We start from the raw sequence: 15,679 nt of genomic DNA, 5'->3' as shown, positions 1-15,679 counted from the left end.
AACCGGTGCGGCGGGATGCTTCTATCCTGGCAGTTTCAACGTCACTCAACAACCGCTCTGCTGGCGCTGATACACACTGATGATTTCACCCGCTACCGCCACGGCGATTTCCGCTGGCAGTTTGCCTTTCACATCCGGCAGGCCGAGCGGACAGCGCAGCCGCGCCACTGCATCCGCAGCGATCCCTTTGCCTTCCAGCCGATAGCGAAAGCGCTGCGCTTTGGTAGCCGAACCAATAACGCCGGCATAGCGAAAATCACCGCGCCGCAAAATGGCTTCGCTTAGCGCCAAATCGAGCGGATGGTCGTGGGTCATCACAATGAAGTAGCTGTCGGGCGCGGCCTTTTTGACGCAATCGATCGGGTCCTCTACCTGACGCACCGTGACACCCGGTGGCACATAGCGAAACTGGGCGGCGCGGCTATCAATCCAGGTAATGTGACAGGGTAACGTTGCCAGCAGGTTTACCAGCGCCTGCCCGACGTGGCCTGCGCCGTAAAGCTGGATTTCAGGTTGCTGCTGCATCAGTGGTTCAAACAGCAGCGTGGCATGCCCGCCGCAGCACTGGCCGAGGCGCGCAGCCAGCGCAAACTCTTCGCTGCGCGGCTGCTGGCAACGCTGCTCCAGCATCTCGCGCGCCAGCGCAATGCACTGATATTCCAGATGACCGCCGCCGATGGTGAGATAAGTATCGCTGGCGCTGACCACCATTTTACTGCCGCGATCGCGCGGGACCGATCCGCGCTGGCTCAGCACGGTGACTAAAACGCAGCTCTCACGTTTCTCACGTAAACTGTGCAGTACGGCGATCCAGTCATGATAAATCATCATCTGCTCCTGAGAGGCGCTGAACGCCCCAGAAAACGCGCTCCGGCGTGGCGGGTGCATCCAGTTGCGGATGGCGGCGGTAGTTACCCACGCTGGCTACGGCATCCTGTAACGCACACCACACCGCAATGCCCAGCATAAACGGCGGCTCACCCACGGCTTTCGAATGGAATACCGTGTCCTGCGGATTTTTACGGTTCTCTACCAGCGTGACGCGCAAATCATGTGGGACATCGCTGATGGCGGGGATTTTGTAACTCGCCGGGCCGTCTGTCAGCAGCTTGCCCTGATCGTTCCACACCAGCTCTTCGCAGGTTAACCAGCCCATGCCCTGCACGAAACCGCCCTCCACTTGCCCAATATCCAGCGCCGGATTGAGCGAGGCGCCAACGTCATGCAGGATATCCGCGCGCAGCAAACGATATTCACCGGTTAAGGTATCCACCAGCACTTCGCAGCACGCGGCGCCATAAGCGAAGTAATAAAAGGGTTTGCCGCGTCCGGCATTGCGGTCGTAATGGATGCCGGGCACTTTGTAAAATCCGGTGGCGGATAACGGCACCTGATTCAGCCACGCCTGCTGCGCCACCTGCGCAAAAGTAAAATGCAACTCGCCAACGCGCACAATGCCATTGCTAAAGGAGATGGCGTCGACCGTGCAGTGATGCTGCTGACACAGCATTTCCGTCATGCGATCGCGCAATTTCTGCGCGGCATTCTGCGCCGCTTTGCCGTTAAGATCGGCCCCGCTGGAGGCCGCCGTGGGTGAGGTGTTCGGCACTTTTCCGGTGTCGGTCGCCGTGACCTGAATCTGGCTGATATCGATTTGCAGCACTTCCGCGACAATCTGCGCCACCTTGGTATTCAGTCCCTGACCCATTTCGGTGCCACCGTGATTGAGCTGCACCGTGCCATCGGTGTAGATCAAAATTAAGGCACCGGCCTGATTGAGGAAGCTGGAGGTAAAGGAGATGCCAAACTTCACCGGCGTTAAGGCCAGACCGCGTTTCATATAACGATGACTGGCGTTAAACGCTGTGATGTCCGCGCGACGCGTGGCGTAATCGCTGCTGGCTTCCAGCTGTTCCGTTATCTCCATCAGCAGATTATCCTCCACCTGCTGATGGTAATGGGTGATGTTGCGATCCTGCTTGCCGTAATAGTTTCGCTTACGCAGTTCGAGCGGGTCCAAACCGCGCTCGCGGGCGATATGGTCCATGATCTGCTCAATCGCCACCATGCCCTGAGGCCCGCCAAAACCGCGATAGGCGGTGTTAGACGCGGTGTGCGTGCGGCAGCGATAACCGGTGATCAGCGCATCGCCGAGGTAATAGGCGTTATCGGCGTGGAACATCGCACGATCGACAATTGATCCGCTCAGATCGAGGGAATACCCGCAGTTTCCCGCCAAATCGATTTTGACACCACAGAAACGACCTTCCTCATCAAAGCCCACATCGTAACGCACAAAGAAGGGATGGCGCTTACCGGTGATACGCATATCATCGCGTCGCGCCAGACGCATTTTTACCGGATGCAGCGTCTGGCGCGCGGCAATCGCACACAAGCAGGCCACACTCGCAGCCTGCGTCTCTTTACCGCCAAACCCGCCGCCCATCCGGCGCATATCAATGGTGACTTTGTTCATGGTGATATCCATCACTTCGGCCACCAGCTTCTGCACTTCCGTCGGGTTCTGCGTCGATGAGAAAACCTGCAGGCTGTCGTCTTCACCTGGGATCACTAACGCGGTCTGGGTTTCCAGATAGAAGTGCTCCTGACCGCCTATATGAAATTCACCCTGAATACGATGCGGCGCACGCGCCAGTGCCGCTTCAGCATTACCCCGTTGATGGACGTGCGGCTGCTGCACAAAGTGACGCTGTTCCAGGGCTTCACGCACATCCAGGATCGCCGGCAGTGGCTGATATTCGATGATGGCGGCGGCAGCACCGGCGCGCGCGGCTTCGGGTGAATCCGCTGCCACCGCAATCACGATCTGCCCCAGATATTCCACGATATCCATTGCCAGTAACGGATCGCCCGGCTCTAACGGACCCACATCATTCAGACCCGGCACATCGCGCCAGGTTAGCACGCTCACCACGCCGGGCACGGCATAGCAAGGCTGCACATCGATATGTGTGATCCGCGCATGCGCATGCTCACTCAGACGTGGGCACAAATGCAGTAGACCAGGCAGATCCGGCCGATCATCTATATAAATCGCTTCACCCGTGACGTGTTTATCGGCGCTTTCATGCTTCTGACTGCGGCCCACACCGGTTTTTATGTCGCTGGCAAACTGGCTTTTTAACAGCGTTTCGCTGAGTTCGGGTCGGTTATGAGACATAGCGCGCCACCTCGGTGAGGGTCAGTTCGCCACAGGTTTGCGCGTAGTAACGACGCAATAGATTGCGCGCGACCTGCAAGCGGTAGTCGGCGCTGGCGCGAAAATCGCTTAACGGCTGGAAATCCTGGCTGAGCGCCGCGCAGGCTTGCTCAATGGAAGCTTGATTCAGTGGCTGACCATTAAGCGCGGCCTCGGCTGCGGTTGCCCGTTTGGGCGTTGCGGCCATGCCGCCAAAGGCCAGTCGTGCCTGCACCACCACGCCTTCTTTAAGCTGAATGTTGATGGCGATAAACACCGCCGAAATATCATCATCCAGACGTTTTGCCACTTTCCATGCCACGAAATTAGGTGACACCGTCACTTTCGGTATCACTATTGAGTGAATGAATTCCCCTGGCTGCAACACGGTTTGCCTGTAGCCAGTGAAGAACTGGTCCAGCGGCACTTCACGTAGGCTTTCTCCCTGCTGCAACACCAATCGCGCATTGAGTGCCAGCAACATGGGCGCACAATCACCGATCGGTGAAGCATTGCCGATATTGCCGCCGAGCGTACCCTGATTGCGGATCTGTAATGATGCAAAGCGCTCTAATGTGGCACTGAATGCAGGAATTCTCGCTGCCAGGAAATGGTAGCAATGGTGAAGCGGTGCAGCAGCGCCCAGATGAATATCCTCTTTATCTTCAGAACAAACGCTTAACGCCTCAATCTGTTCCAGCGCAATTAGCAGCGGTAAACGTTGATACTGCTGAGTCATTTTCAATGTGAGATCGGTGCCGCCGGCCAACAGTTGCGCTTCAGGATACTGCTGATACAGTGCCGCGAGCTGTGCCAGTGTTTTCGGGACGAAACAGCGACTGCCGTTGGCTTCGAGAATTTGTACTTCCCCGTTATCCAACGCCTGTAAGCGCTGAACCAGTGCCGACTCATCCGCCGTAAAATTATCTTCTGCGGGTTGCTCACAAGCTTGCTGTGCGGCGGCCATAATTGGCCGGTAGCCCGTGCAGCGACACAGATTGCCTGCCAGCGCTTGTTCAGCCTGCTGCGGATTCCAGCCCTGTGTATTTTTCTGCAAAGTGAACAGCGACATGACAAAGCCCGGCGTACAGTAGCCGCATTGCGAGCCGTGGCAATCCACCATCGCCTGCTGCACGCTGTGCAGTTCACGGCCCTGTTTCAAATCTTCCACGGTGATCAGCTGTTTGCCTTGCAGGCTGCTAACCAGCGTCAGGCAACTGTTGATGGCCTGATACTGCATTCGCCCCGCCACCACTTTTCCCAGCGTCACCGTACAGGCACCGCAGTCACCTGATGCGCAGCCCTCTTTGGTTCCCCGCCGCTGTTGATGGCTACGCAGGTAGTTAAGCACGGTCAGATTCGGGTCTAAGGCCGTTTCGGTGACCAACCGATTATTCAGCAGAAACTGGATCATACCGTTGCCTCTTCTCGATCGCGCTGCCACACCGGTTTGCCGCTAACCCAGGTTTGCGCAATGTTGCGATCGTCTCCCAGCGTCATCATCACAAACAAGCGCTCCCAGATATCTTTGCTATTACCGCTACGCAGCTTTTGCAGCGGCGAAACCGCCGGGTCGATCACCACGAAATCCGCTTCTTTACCGGGATTGAAGTTGCCAATTTTATCGTCGATGTCCAGTGCATGCGCACCGCCCAGCGTCGCGTGGTAAAAGGCTTCGCAGGCGCTGAGTTTGTACTGCTGCAACTGCCCAACTTTGTACGCTTCACCCAGCGTTTGCAGCATATTAAAGGTGGTGCCTGCGCCGACATCGGTGCCGATGCCCATGCGCACGCCCTGCTGCCAGCAGCGTTTAATATTGAACAGGCCACTGCCAAGAAACAGGTTCGACGTCGGACAAAATGCGATAGAAGAATCGGTGTCGTGCAGGCATTGCCACTCGTTCTCTTCCAGATGCAGACAGTGTGCAAAGACGCTGCGCTTTCCGGTGAGCTGATGATGGTGGTAAACATCGAGATAGCCGTCCCGCTCCGGGAACAGCGATTTGACCCAGGCGATCTCCTGCTGATTTTCGCTCAGATGGGTGTGCAGCCAGGTATCCGGGAACTCGCTGCGCAGTTGACGGACTTTCTCCAGCAGTTCTGGCGAGGAGGTGGGCGCGAAACGTGGCGTCAAGGCATAGCTCAGACGACCACGCTGATGCCAGCGTTCAATCAGTTCACGTGAATCCTGATAGCTCTCTTCCGGCGTTTCTGTCAGATACGCGGGGGCGTTGCGGTCCATCATCACCTTTCCGGCAATCAGACGCATATCCAGCTGTTGCGCGGCATGAAACAGCGCATCGACCGATTGTTTGTGCACCGTGCCAAACACCAGCGCCGTGGTGGTGCCATTGGATAACAGTTGCTGCAGGAAGAAGGCCGACATCTGTGCCGCGTGATCCGGGCAGTGATATTGGCTCTCAACCGGAAAAGTATATTGGTTTAGCCACTCCAGCAACTGTTCGCCAAATGCGCCAATCATCTCCGTTTGCGGATAGTGAATATGTGTATCCACATAGCCCGGCACGATCAGCTTGCCGCGCAGGTCAATCACCGTGGCAGCATCAACGCGCCCTTCTGCAATCTCCCAGCTTTCAAGTGACACCACCTTGCCCGCGCGCAACGTTAGCAAGCCGTCTTCGAGGTAGCGCGCATGCGCAGCGATATCATCGGGCTGAGAAGCCAGTGCGGTGAAATCAAAAAAGCTGGCGCGCAGTAGCGTTTCAGAGGCGTAAGGCATAACGGTTCCTTGATAAGTAAAAGTGCAATGAGTTGCCTTCAAGGTTTATTGCAAACGCTATGCCAATGAGGATTTATAAAAATATCGCTATATATCAACAACTTAAAAACCACACATTCAATTTCATGTCCCTTTGGAACCGCAATCGAATGCGCAATCGGTTGCGAAAATAAGCAACCGATTGCATGGGGATAAAAAGCGTGTCAGGTATGAGATGCCTGAGGAAATAAGCGTAATGACAACACGAACTGCGCACCATTTAAGTGCAGCGCCGCACGCTTGTAGTGCACAGATTTTACTTCAGGAAGATTCCGGTGTGGCAGAGGAAGGATTTGGGTGTGCTAATAAGCGCTGATAGTGAAAACAAATGAGAGGGAATACGATGAGACAGATGAAATAAGAGAATTAATACAGAAATGTTAAACATCATCATGGCATGCGGATGTATTAGCATAAGAAAAACCGCATAAAAATCGTCTCGTTAAAACTCAAAAAAGAAGATTATTGTCTGCTTTTCCTTGAACCCCGTTGATATTAATTGGGATTTATCTCTATTAAAACTAATATCAGCCTTCCAGGGAATATCATCACTTAAGAGCGACTTTTATGTTTAATCGCATGATATCAGGAGTGGCCAGTGCCATTCTGTTAACTGTATCACCCTTAACGCACGCAGCCAGTTCATTACCCACGCCGACAGAAGCTGACTGGATCGCAAAAGAATTTAGCTTTAATAGCGGTGAAAAATTAAAAGATGTGCGCATTCACTACATTACTTTAGGTGATAAGAATAAACCAGCGGTATTATTACTGCACGGAACCAATCAACCTCTGAGTGCCTTACTGGCACCGGGATTTGCCGGGGAGTTATTTGGCCCGGGACAGGCGCTGGATGCCAGCAAGTATTTTATTATCATCCCGGAAGGCATTGGTTCAGGAAAATCATCCAAACCTTCTGATGGCTTGAGAATGGCCTTCCCGCATTACGATTACGACGATATGGTGACAGCACAATATCGGCTGATTAAAGAAGGTTTGGGCATTTCGCATTTACGCCTGGTGATGGGCTATTCCATGGGCGGGATGCAGACGTGGCTGTGGGGTGAAAAATATCCCGGCATGATGGATGCACTGGTCCTGATGGCGTCGCAGCCGAATTAGTTATCGGGCCGCAACTGGATGCTTCGCCGCATGCTGATTGAATCGATCAAAGGCGATCCTGCCTGGGCTGAAGGCAACTATCAGCAGCAACCCCCTACGCTTAAAACCGCCAATATCATGTTCAGTATTGCCACCACCGGCGGTACGCTAGCTTATCAACATAAAGCTCCGACGCGCGCACTGGCGGATAAACTGGTGGATGCACGTCTTGCTGCGCCTGTCACCGCGGATGCCAACGACTTCATTTATATCTGGGGTTCGTCGGCAAATTATAATGCCATGCCTGGATTGAGCCGTATTACCGCACCCATGCTGATCATTAATTCAGCAGATGATGAACGTAATCCGGTTGAAACCGGCATTTTGCAGAGTGAATTGCCCAAGATAAAGAAAGCGGAGTTACTGCTCATTCCGGCCAGTGCTGAAACCAGCGGTCATGGCACTATGATGCAAGCAAAGGTTTATAATAAAAAACTGCAGACCTTCTTAGCCGAGACCGCTAAGCCTTAGTATTTGGGTTAAATCCGCCTGTTTACTGGAAGTCACACTCATGACTTCCCCATTTAATAAAAAAATCATTGTTACTACGCCTTCATCTTTTTCAATTAAACGTTCTCAGGGAATAGTTATGTTTCATAGAATAAAGATCAGCACCGCCCTCAGCATCATGGTTTTTTCATTAACAGCATTATTGCTGTTCGTCGGTATTTTAGGGTTATTTGCCGTACAGTCTGGCAATAAATCCTTTGCCACCGTTGATACCGAAGTTTTGCCGGGCCTGGTGGCGCTCAATGAAAGCTCAGAACTTTTATTACGTGGACGACTGGATTTGCGTTTATATGAATCACTGGTGGGCAGTGGCGATGCCGAAAAAGCCAAAGTCGCGCTTGAGCGCGCCAGAGGTAAAATAGATAACGCCAGTGCGAAATGGCAGGAATATCTGAAATATCCACAATCCTCAGCGGAGAAGCCAATTGCGGCTGAAATGGCCACCACACGCGATGCGCTGATGAAAGAGTTTATCGATCCGGCTTTTGCCGCGCTCGAAGCAGGCAAACTGGATGAATACCGCCAGCGTGCAGGGAAATCAACGGCGTTGTACGGTGCCTTTGATAAAGCCTCTAAAGCGCTGGTGGCCTTTAAAATTAAAAGTATTGATGTCGCCTACAGTGACTCCAGCGATCGGGTTCAGCATATGGCGTTTACGCTGTACTTTTGTATCGCCTGTGCGCTGGTGTTGGCCGCGCTGGCCTGGTCGGTGATGACCAATCTTATCGTTAAGCCGCTCAATCATGTGATCAACGTGTTTGATCGCATCGCCGAAGGTGACTTACGTGCGCGCATCGATATCTCCGGTAAAAATGAAATTGCGCAATTGTTTGCCGCGGTACAGCGTATGCGCGATGGCCTGGCAAACATGGTGCTGATGGTCCGCAGTGGCACCGATGCGATCGGCTCCGGCGTTGAAGAAATCGCGACGGGCAACATCGACCTCTCCAGCCGGACTGAGCAACAGGCGGCCTCACTGGATGAGACGGCATCCAGTATGGAGCAGATTATGGCGACAGTGAAAAACAATGAGGACAACACGCGCAAAGCTAACGCATTGTCGCAGAAGGCTTCAGATTCTGCTTCGCGTGGTGCAACAGTGGTGTCTGAAGTGGTCACCACCATGAGTTCTATTGAGAAAAGCTCGGCAAAAATCGGCGACATCGTCGGTGTGATTGACGGCATTGCCTTCCAGACTAACCTGCTGGCCTTGAACGCAGCAGTTGAAGCCGCGCGTGCAGGAGAAGCGGGACGCGGTTTTGCTGTGGTCGCTTCGGAAGTTCGAGTGCTGGCTCAGCGCAGCGCCACCGCCGCGAAGGAAATTGGCCTGATGATCAATGACTCGCTCAGCAATATTGAGCAGGGTTCAGGACTGGTTAAAGATGCTGGCGTCACCATGAATGAAGTGATGCTCGATGTGAAAAAAGTGGTCGATATCATGGATGAAGTGATGCTGGCTTCCGGCGAGCAGACGCGCGGCATCTCGCAGATCAACATCGCTATCCAGCAGATGGATGGTGTAACACAACAGAATGCCTCACTGGTGGCTGAAGTGGCAACCGCTGCCAGCTCACTGCAACAGCAGGTGGTGAATTTGCAGCAGTCGGTGACGCAGTTCCAGGTTGATGAGGACGCGATGCCATTGGCCACTGACCGTTATACCGACTCGCATCAGCTGTCCCTCGTCGCGTTAAGTTAAGCGGTATCAGCGAGTGCATTTGAGCGCTCGCTTCGTTAAGTATAGTGTGCCCGTCTCTCTTTATCAGGACGACGGGCGCGCTGACTCCCTTCCCTTTTTAGTGCCTTAATACTCTTCCACGCGCAATCGGTTCCCTACAGTTTTAGATGGGATTACCGATAACAGAGAACGTATTCCGTATTTTCAGTGACGCAGGACGCATTCTGGAAAAATCAAACCTCTAATGTGATCCAGTTGGGTGGAAGGTAAACATGTTTAAAACAATACGCTCGCGTTTAATCGCTATCAGCGTGGTCATCACGGCAGTATCTCTTATCGCACTTGCCACTTTTACCTACACCACCGTGCGTGGAAAGACACTTGAAAGCATTGATGAGCGCATTGGCCAGCTCTCCCGCGTTCATGCGGCTGAACTGGCTGGCTGGGCAGCAGAAAAACAACGTATCACCGGTTCGATCAAAACGGCTTTTGGTCGTCATGACGATGCGGTCCCTTTTCTGCGTGCGGCGATCGAAGCTGGCGAGTTTGATGATGCCTATATCGTCTATCCTGAGCCTCATTCCCATGTGTTCGTCCATCCTATGCCAGCCACCTATGATGGCAGCCAACGTCCGTGGTATCTGGAAACGGTAAAAGCTGGCCATCCGGTGTTGCTGGACCCCTATGTTGATGCCTCAACCGGCAAGCTGACCATTACTTTTGCTCAGCCGATTGTCGATAACGGAAAAACATTGGGTGTGATCGGCAGCGATCTACACCTGGATACCGTCTCCAATACGGTGAATGCGATTCATCCACTGGAGAAGAGTTTTGCATTCCTGGTGGACAGCAGCGGTAAATTGATTGCCGCGCCGAAGTCTGACCTTATTCTCAAGCCGGTCACTGAGTTGTCACCTTCACTCGACCTCAAAGTTATCCAAAATCTGGCCAGTCAGGGTGGGCATGCTGAACTGATCATCGGCGGTGAACAGCAGTTCGTTTACGCCTCTCCGGTAAAAGGGACGCCGTGGTCACTGGTGATCGCCGTTGATCGTGATGAAGTGACGGCATCGCTGACGACAATACAGCGGGAAAGCATCCTCATCACCCTGGTGAGTCTGATTATTACCGCGCTGATTGCCGGGCTGGTGTTCAACCAGCAGTTGCGTCGCCTCGCCATTTTACGCGACGCCCTGGAAGACGTTGCTTCAGGGGAAGGTGATCTGACGCGTCGCCTGGAAGTGCGTGGCGGAGATGAGCTGGCGCAGATATCAGCGGCATTCAACCGCTTTGTTGAAAAACTCTCGGGCGTGCTGCTCCGCGTGCGTGAAGGTGCCAACAACATCGCGCTTGCTTCCAGTGAAATCAGCGGTGGCAACAATGATCTGGCCTCTCGTACCGATGAACAGGCAGCAAGCCTGGAGGAAACGGCCGCCACGTTAGAAGAGCTGACTTCAACGCTGAGCAATACCGCCAGTAATACTGAGCAGGCGCGCCAGTTTGTTAGTGGCGTGGCCTCCGCGGTCAGAGACAACGGTGCCGTAATGAACGATGTTTCGACACGCATACAGGAAATCTCGAACGATTCGCAGAAAATGTCCGAAATTATTAAGGTGATTGACGGCATTGCTTTCCAGACCAATATTTTGGCACTGAATGCCGCTGTTGAGGCTGCGCGAGCGGGAGAATCAGGAAGAGGCTTCGCGGTGGTTGCCAGCGAAGTGCGTAGTCTGGCGCAGCGCAGCGCGGGTGCCGCGCGCGAGATCAAAACACTGATTGATGACACGGTTGCACGCGTGACGTCAGGCAGGGAGCTGGTTGTGAAAGCCGATCAGGGAATGACCAGTATTGTGTCTGATATCCACAATATGACGCAGCTGATTGAAGAAATTGCCCATGCCAGCCGCGAACAAAGCGATGGTATTGGTCAAATCAATATCGCGATGGGGCAAATTGATACCACCACGCAGCAGAATGCGGCGTTGGTTGAAGAGTCAGCCAGTGCAGCCCAGTCCATGTCCGAGCAGGCCGCCGTAATGGCAGAACTGGTCAGTACGTTTAAATTGATGGAGAGCGCTGATGCGGTGATACCCAAAGCTGAAAGCCAAGTGAAAAAGCCGGTTCTCTCTCCGCTAAAATCGCGTACAGCGCTGGCTACAGCGGGAAGCTCCCCAGAGGATAACTGGAGTTCTTTCTGATTCACTGAGCCAAACAGGCGCCTGGTATCGTGGTGATAAACCGCGATGCCAGGTTCGCTTTCGTTCGCAACGCTGAGCAAACAGCAGGCCGAATCCGGTTATGAATTGAATACCTCTCACCGCCAGCCAGATAGCACACGTCAGGCTCGGTAAGTCATAAAAGCAGCAGCATGTCTTGAATCAACCAAAGCATGCAACCTGATAGCATGAATTGACCCATGTTACGCAGCGCTGTGCCCTTGCCTCCGCCCTCCTCAAAGCCAGATTGTTGCGCATGTTAAATTCCCTCCACAGCGGCTAATCCCACATTTATCGCAACGCACAAAGACCATGAGCCTGCATAGATGGTTTATGATGTATACGGTTTATGGATTGGAGAGCTGATTACAGCCGGGTAAATTTGCTCAACCAGGCACTCACAAAATGATCTCGCTTCCCCCGCCCATAATTCGTAGAGTTTCATTGTTGGTTTTTAAATTTAAAATCAATTGGTTAACATTGACGTACAATTGTTTAAGGAACAGTGAGATGATTATTTTTGTCACTGGCGCCACCGCCGGTTTTGGTGAAAGCATCACCCGTCGCTTCATCGCTAATGGTCATAAAGTGATTGCCAGCGGACGCCGCGCAGAGCGTCTGAAAGAGCTGAAAGAGGAGTTGGGTGCCAACCTTTATACCGTTCAGTTGGATGTGCGTAATCGCGCCGCTATCGATGAAGCTATCGCTGCGCTGCCCGCAGAGTGGCGTGAAATCGACGTGCTGGTGAATAATGCCGGTCTGGCATTAGGGATCGAGCCCGCGCACAAAGCCAATATTGAAGACTGGGAAAATATGATCGACACCAACAACAAAGGTTTGGTGTACATGACGCGTGCCGTGCTGCCCGCCATGGTGGAGCGCAATGTCGGTCACATCGTAAACATCGGCTCCATCGCGGGCAGCTGGCCTTATCAGGGCGGCAACGTTTATGGCGCGACCAAAGCATTCGTGCGCCAGTTCAGCCTCAATCTGCGTACCGATCTGCACGGTACCGCGCTGCGCGTCACCGATATCGAGCCGGGCTTAGTGGGTGGCACCGAGTTTTCTAATGTGCGCTTCAAAGGCGATGATGGGCGTGCGGATGCCGTTTACGAAGGCACCACCGCGCTGACAGCGGAAGATGTCACTGAAGCGGTGTATTGGGTCACGACACTGCCTAAACACGTCAATATCAATACGCTGGAAATCATGCCGGTCTCCCAGACGCTTGCGGGTCTGAAAGTGCATAAAGGCTGAATATTGTCACGGGCGCACAGGTTGCGCCCATCGCTTACGCCCGGCCCCAACCAGCGACAATAATCAACATGCCGCTAAACGCTACAAGCGCGCCAATCCAATCCCATGTACTGAGCTTGACGCCATCCACCACGCGCAGCCAAATTAGCGCCGTCACCACATAGACACCCCCGTAAGCCGCGTACACACGACCGCTTGCTGCCGGATGCAGCGTCAGCAACCAGACAAACAACGCCAGACTCGCCGCTGCAGGCAGTAAAAGCCACGCGGTCATTCCCTTCTTCAGCCACAGCCACGGCAGAAAACAGCCGACAATTTCGGCAATCGCAGTCAAAAAAAACAGTAAAGTGGTTTTCACCAGCATAGAAAATCTCTCTCTCGCCTAAACAAAAGGCTCACCGCTGGTGAGCAAAGTTGCAGCGATGATATACTAGCCCTCATGGTTGTGACAGCCGGGTTTCTGGCTGTGCTGGTGTTAACTAAAGGAAATCACAATGAAAAACCTGTTTTCTCTCCTGCTGACTGTGACGTTAACCTGCGGCGCGCTGCTGACTGCACCGCTGGCATCGGCCCAAACTGACCGCCTGATCATTGAGAACGGCAACAGTGCTTCCAGCAACGAAGCCGCGCGTCAAAGCAAAGAACAGTGGAACGACACGAAGAATCTGCGCAATAAGGTCAACACGCGCGTCGAGAAAGAGTTCGATAAAACCGATAAAGCTTTTGACACCCGTGATAGCTGCGAGAAGAGCTATAACGTCAATGCGTATTGGGAACCGAACACTCTGCGCTGCCTTGATCGTCGTACCGGCCGTACGATCGCCCCTTAATTCGCTGTTGCTGCTATAGTTTTCAAGGGAATTCAGAACCAAGGAGAGTGTGATGAAAAAACGTAATGCAGTGATGTTGATGGCAATGCTGGCGTTGCCGATGCTGGCGCAGGCTTCCTGTGAAACTGTTAAAGCGGATATCAGTAAGAAGATCGTCAGTAACGGCGTGGCCGAATCGGACTTTACGCTGGATATCGTGCCTAACGATCAGGCCGATCAAGCGGGCGGCCAGGTAGTGGGTCACTGCGAAAATGACAGCCAGAAAATTGTGTACAAGAAAAACGGCCGAGACAGTGAAAGCAATGTCCCGGCCAGCGCAGGCAGTTCACAGGATGCTCCCGCGCAGTAATACTGAAAGGGCGGCTGATGGCCGCCCTTTTCTATTCTGCCTCTGGGCGCTGACGCGGCATCAACCACGCAATCCACAACGTTAGCATCGCAATCACTAACGCCACCACAAACACCCAATGCAGCGAAGCAGCGATCTGTCCGGTCCACTGATGCAACGTCGCTTCGGACAGTGACTGACGGCTTTCATGTGACATGATTTGCTGCATCGGATCACTGGCCTGTGGCAGACGCTGCGCAAGATTGAAGTTCAGCACCGCGCCCATCAGCGCAGTACCAATCGCTGAACCCAGCATGCGGCTAAACATAATAGACGCGGTGCAGATGCCACGAATGTCGTAGTGCGCATGGTTTTGCACCGACACCAGAAAAGTGGTGCTGGTCATGCCCATGCCGGTGCCGATGACAAAAGCAGTGAGCCCGGCTTGCATGATTGAACTGTCGGTACGCAATAGCAGCAGCAGCGCGCTGCCCGCAATCAATAACAAGGCACCGAGTTGCGCGGTAAAACGGTAGGAAGTGATCAGCATTAATCGGCCACTCAACGTACTGGCCAGCGGCCAGCCAATCGACATCATCGCCAACGCGCTACCCGCCTGCAGCGGCGTACCACCGGTGATACCCTGAATCCAGGTTGGCAGAAACGCGCTGATGCCCATCATGGTGGCACCGATGATCAGATTACCGGCATTGCCTGCCAGAATTAACCGGCTGCGCCAGATAGCCAGAGGAAACAGCGGAGCCTCAGCTCGCTGTTCATGCTGTTTTAATTGCCAGCCCGCCAGCAATGCCAATAACAGGAATGCCAGTAACCAGTAACCAAGGGCATCCGCCTGCAACAGCGCCACTAACAGTGCCGTAACGCAAATCATCAGCCAGCAGCTGCCGGTAAGATTCAGCGTCGCCCCTTTGTGATGCTCACGCGCCGGTAAGAAACGCGCTAACAGCAGCATGGAAAACAGACCGATCGGCACGTTCACCCAGAAAATCACCGACCAGTTAAAGTGCTGAACCAGCCAGGCACCACTCAGTGGCCCAATAATAGCCGCGACACCCCAGACGCTGGAAAGCCATCCCTGCACGTGGGCACGTTCGCGCGGGGAGTAGATGTCGGCCACAATGGTGCTGGTGAGCGGCATAATCGCGCCTGCCCCCAGCCCCTGAAACGCGCGAAACAGAATTAACCACGTCATGGTATGCGCAAAACCGCACAATACCGAGCCGATCAGGAACAGCGAAACGCCAATGAAAAAGAGTCGTTTACGCCCCCACATATCAGCAAGCCGACCATACAGTGGCACGCTCACCGCCTGAGTCAGCAAATAGATAGAGAAGACCCAGCCAAACTGCGAGAAACCGCCGAGTTCAGCAATAATGGTCGGCATCGCGGTCGCCACAATGGTGACTTCAATCGCGGCCATAAACATGGCGAGCATGCAGGCGCTAAGGATCCAGCGGCTATGTTCCGTGTTCAATTCTGCAGTTTCAGTCATACGTCCCCCTTTTTCCCTCAAGGCTAGCTGATTTTCCATCAGACGAGTTTCCTCTGCGTGCGCCCATTATGTGACAATGTCACATAATTCGACGATTTTTTTTTATTTTCAGATGATGCCTTATTTCATGCGGGTTAAGAAGGTCTTAACCGCCCTTCTATCTGTCTGATTTTGCCGATAAAAAGTAGCGTCGCCCCTTTTACGCTGCT

11 protein-coding genes and 1 pseudogene are annotated in these 15,679 nt (G+C 53.5%); 6 read left to right on the top strand and 6 right to left on the bottom strand.

The features are described 5' to 3' along the window. Nucleotides 1-45: 45 nt before the first annotated feature. The 4 genes from xdhC to guaD are packed head-to-tail and all read right to left on the bottom strand — an operon-like array spanning nucleotide 46 to nucleotide 5,938. Nucleotides 46-828, bottom strand: coding sequence for a xanthine dehydrogenase accessory protein XdhC (gene xdhC, locus RT340_RS02905; protein WP_313374021.1), 783 nt, complete (start codon nucleotides 826-828; stop codon nucleotides 46-48). Continuing rightward, on the bottom strand, nucleotides 815-3,181 hold the full coding sequence (gene xdhB, locus RT340_RS02900; RefSeq protein WP_313373972.1) for a xanthine dehydrogenase molybdopterin binding subunit: 2,367 nt from the start codon (nucleotides 3,179-3,181) through the stop codon (nucleotides 815-817). Before xdhB ends, xdhC begins: the two co-directional genes overlap by 14 nt. Continuing rightward, entirely contained in the window at nucleotides 3,171-4,613 is a 1,443-nt protein-coding gene (xdhA, locus tag RT340_RS02895) for a xanthine dehydrogenase small subunit (RefSeq protein ID WP_097117102.1), read from the bottom strand. The genes xdhB and xdhA overlap by 11 nt, the downstream gene beginning before the upstream one ends. Next, nucleotides 4,610-5,938 (bottom strand): guanine deaminase, encoded by a 1,329-nt coding sequence (gene guaD, locus RT340_RS02890; protein WP_313373970.1) that lies wholly within the window; start codon nucleotides 5,936-5,938, stop codon nucleotides 4,610-4,612. Before guaD ends, xdhA begins: the two co-directional genes overlap by 4 nt. 606 nt (nucleotides 5,939-6,544) lie before the next feature. On the opposite strand from guaD, the pseudogene RT340_RS02885 reads away from it, so the two are divergent. The 4 genes and pseudogenes from RT340_RS02885 to ydfG all read left to right on the top strand — a co-directional run bounded on the left by RT340_RS02885 (nucleotide 6,545) and on the right by ydfG (nucleotide 12,799). Further along, nucleotides 6,545-7,609, top strand: a pseudogene (locus RT340_RS02885) (alpha/beta fold hydrolase). A 118-nt stretch (nucleotides 7,610-7,727) separates the two neighbouring features. Then, nucleotides 7,728-9,347 carry a methyl-accepting chemotaxis protein gene (locus RT340_RS02880; RefSeq protein ID WP_313373968.1) on the top strand — a complete coding sequence of 540 codons (1,620 nt, stop codon included), beginning with the start codon at nucleotides 7,728-7,730 and terminating at the stop codon, nucleotides 9,345-9,347. 251 nt (nucleotides 9,348-9,598) lie between these two features. Further along, nucleotides 9,599-11,524, top strand: coding sequence for a methyl-accepting chemotaxis protein (locus RT340_RS02875; protein ID WP_313373966.1), 1,926 nt, complete (start codon nucleotides 9,599-9,601; stop codon nucleotides 11,522-11,524). Between the two features lie 528 nt (nucleotides 11,525-12,052). Then, on the top strand, nucleotides 12,053-12,799 hold the full coding sequence (gene ydfG, locus RT340_RS02870; RefSeq protein WP_097117098.1) for a bifunctional NADP-dependent 3-hydroxy acid dehydrogenase/3-hydroxypropionate dehydrogenase YdfG: 747 nt from the start codon (nucleotides 12,053-12,055) through the stop codon (nucleotides 12,797-12,799). 34 nt (nucleotides 12,800-12,833) lie between these two features. Here the strand turns inward: ydfG and RT340_RS02865 are convergent, their stop codons facing one another. Next, a complete protein-coding gene (locus RT340_RS02865) occupies nucleotides 12,834-13,163 on the bottom strand; it encodes a YnfA family protein (protein ID WP_176505722.1) in 330 nt (109 codons plus the stop codon). A 130-nt stretch (nucleotides 13,164-13,293) separates the two neighbouring features. On the opposite strand from RT340_RS02865, the gene RT340_RS02860 reads away from it, so the two are divergent. Together RT340_RS02860 and RT340_RS02855 are read left to right on the top strand one after the other, a co-directional pair. After that, on the top strand, nucleotides 13,294-13,629 hold the full coding sequence (locus RT340_RS02860; protein ID WP_160832952.1) for a DUF1283 family protein: 336 nt from the start codon (nucleotides 13,294-13,296) through the stop codon (nucleotides 13,627-13,629). A 52-nt stretch (nucleotides 13,630-13,681) separates the two neighbouring features. After that, nucleotides 13,682-13,978 (top strand): DUF1161 domain-containing protein, encoded by a 297-nt coding sequence (locus RT340_RS02855; RefSeq protein ID WP_034823436.1) that lies wholly within the window; start codon nucleotides 13,682-13,684, stop codon nucleotides 13,976-13,978. Nucleotides 13,979-14,009: 31 nt separating this feature from the next. Here the strand turns inward: RT340_RS02855 and RT340_RS02850 are convergent, their stop codons facing one another. Further along, complete coding sequence (locus RT340_RS02850) at nucleotides 14,010-15,470, bottom strand: MDR family MFS transporter (RefSeq protein ID WP_313373959.1); 1,461 nt, start codon at nucleotides 15,468-15,470, stop codon at nucleotides 14,010-14,012. Between the last annotated feature and the right edge of the window lie 209 nt (nucleotides 15,471-15,679).

The sequence above is a fragment of the Pantoea sp. CTOTU50773 genome (genome assembly GCF_032082325.1).
Lineage (GTDB): Bacteria > Pseudomonadota > Gammaproteobacteria > Enterobacterales > Enterobacteriaceae > Pantoea > Pantoea communis.
Note: the sequence above shows the minus strand (reverse complement) of the source record. Positions and strands in the feature narration are given on the sequence as shown.

Bases quoted from the DNA above. Each gene is read 5' to 3' on its own strand.
- RT340_RS02865 (WP_176505722.1), bottom strand. From the start codon at position 13,163: ATGCTGGTGAAAACCACTTTACTGTTTTTTTTGACTGCGATTGCCGAA.
- guaD (WP_313373970.1), bottom strand. From the start codon at position 5,938: ATGCCTTACGCCTCTGAAACGCTACTGCGCGCCAGCTTTTTTGATTTC.
- xdhA (WP_097117102.1), bottom strand. From the start codon at position 4,613: ATGATCCAGTTTCTGCTGAATAATCGGTTGGTCACCGAAACGGCCTTA.
- RT340_RS02880 (WP_313373968.1), top strand. From the start codon at position 7,728: ATGTTTCATAGAATAAAGATCAGCACCGCCCTCAGCATCATGGTTTTT.
- RT340_RS02855 (WP_034823436.1), top strand. From the start codon at position 13,682: ATGAAAAAACGTAATGCAGTGATGTTGATGGCAATGCTGGCGTTGCCG.
- xdhC (WP_313374021.1), bottom strand. From the start codon at position 828: ATGATTTATCATGACTGGATCGCCGTACTGCACAGTTTACGTGAGAAA.
- RT340_RS02875 (WP_313373966.1), top strand. From the start codon at position 9,599: ATGTTTAAAACAATACGCTCGCGTTTAATCGCTATCAGCGTGGTCATC.
- RT340_RS02860 (WP_160832952.1), top strand. From the start codon at position 13,294: ATGAAAAACCTGTTTTCTCTCCTGCTGACTGTGACGTTAACCTGCGGC.
- RT340_RS02850 (WP_313373959.1), bottom strand. From the start codon at position 15,470: ATGACTGAAACTGCAGAATTGAACACGGAACATAGCCGCTGGATCCTT.
- xdhB (WP_313373972.1), bottom strand. From the start codon at position 3,181: ATGTCTCATAACCGACCCGAACTCAGCGAAACGCTGTTAAAAAGCCAG.
- ydfG (WP_097117098.1), top strand. From the start codon at position 12,053: ATGATTATTTTTGTCACTGGCGCCACCGCCGGTTTTGGTGAAAGCATC.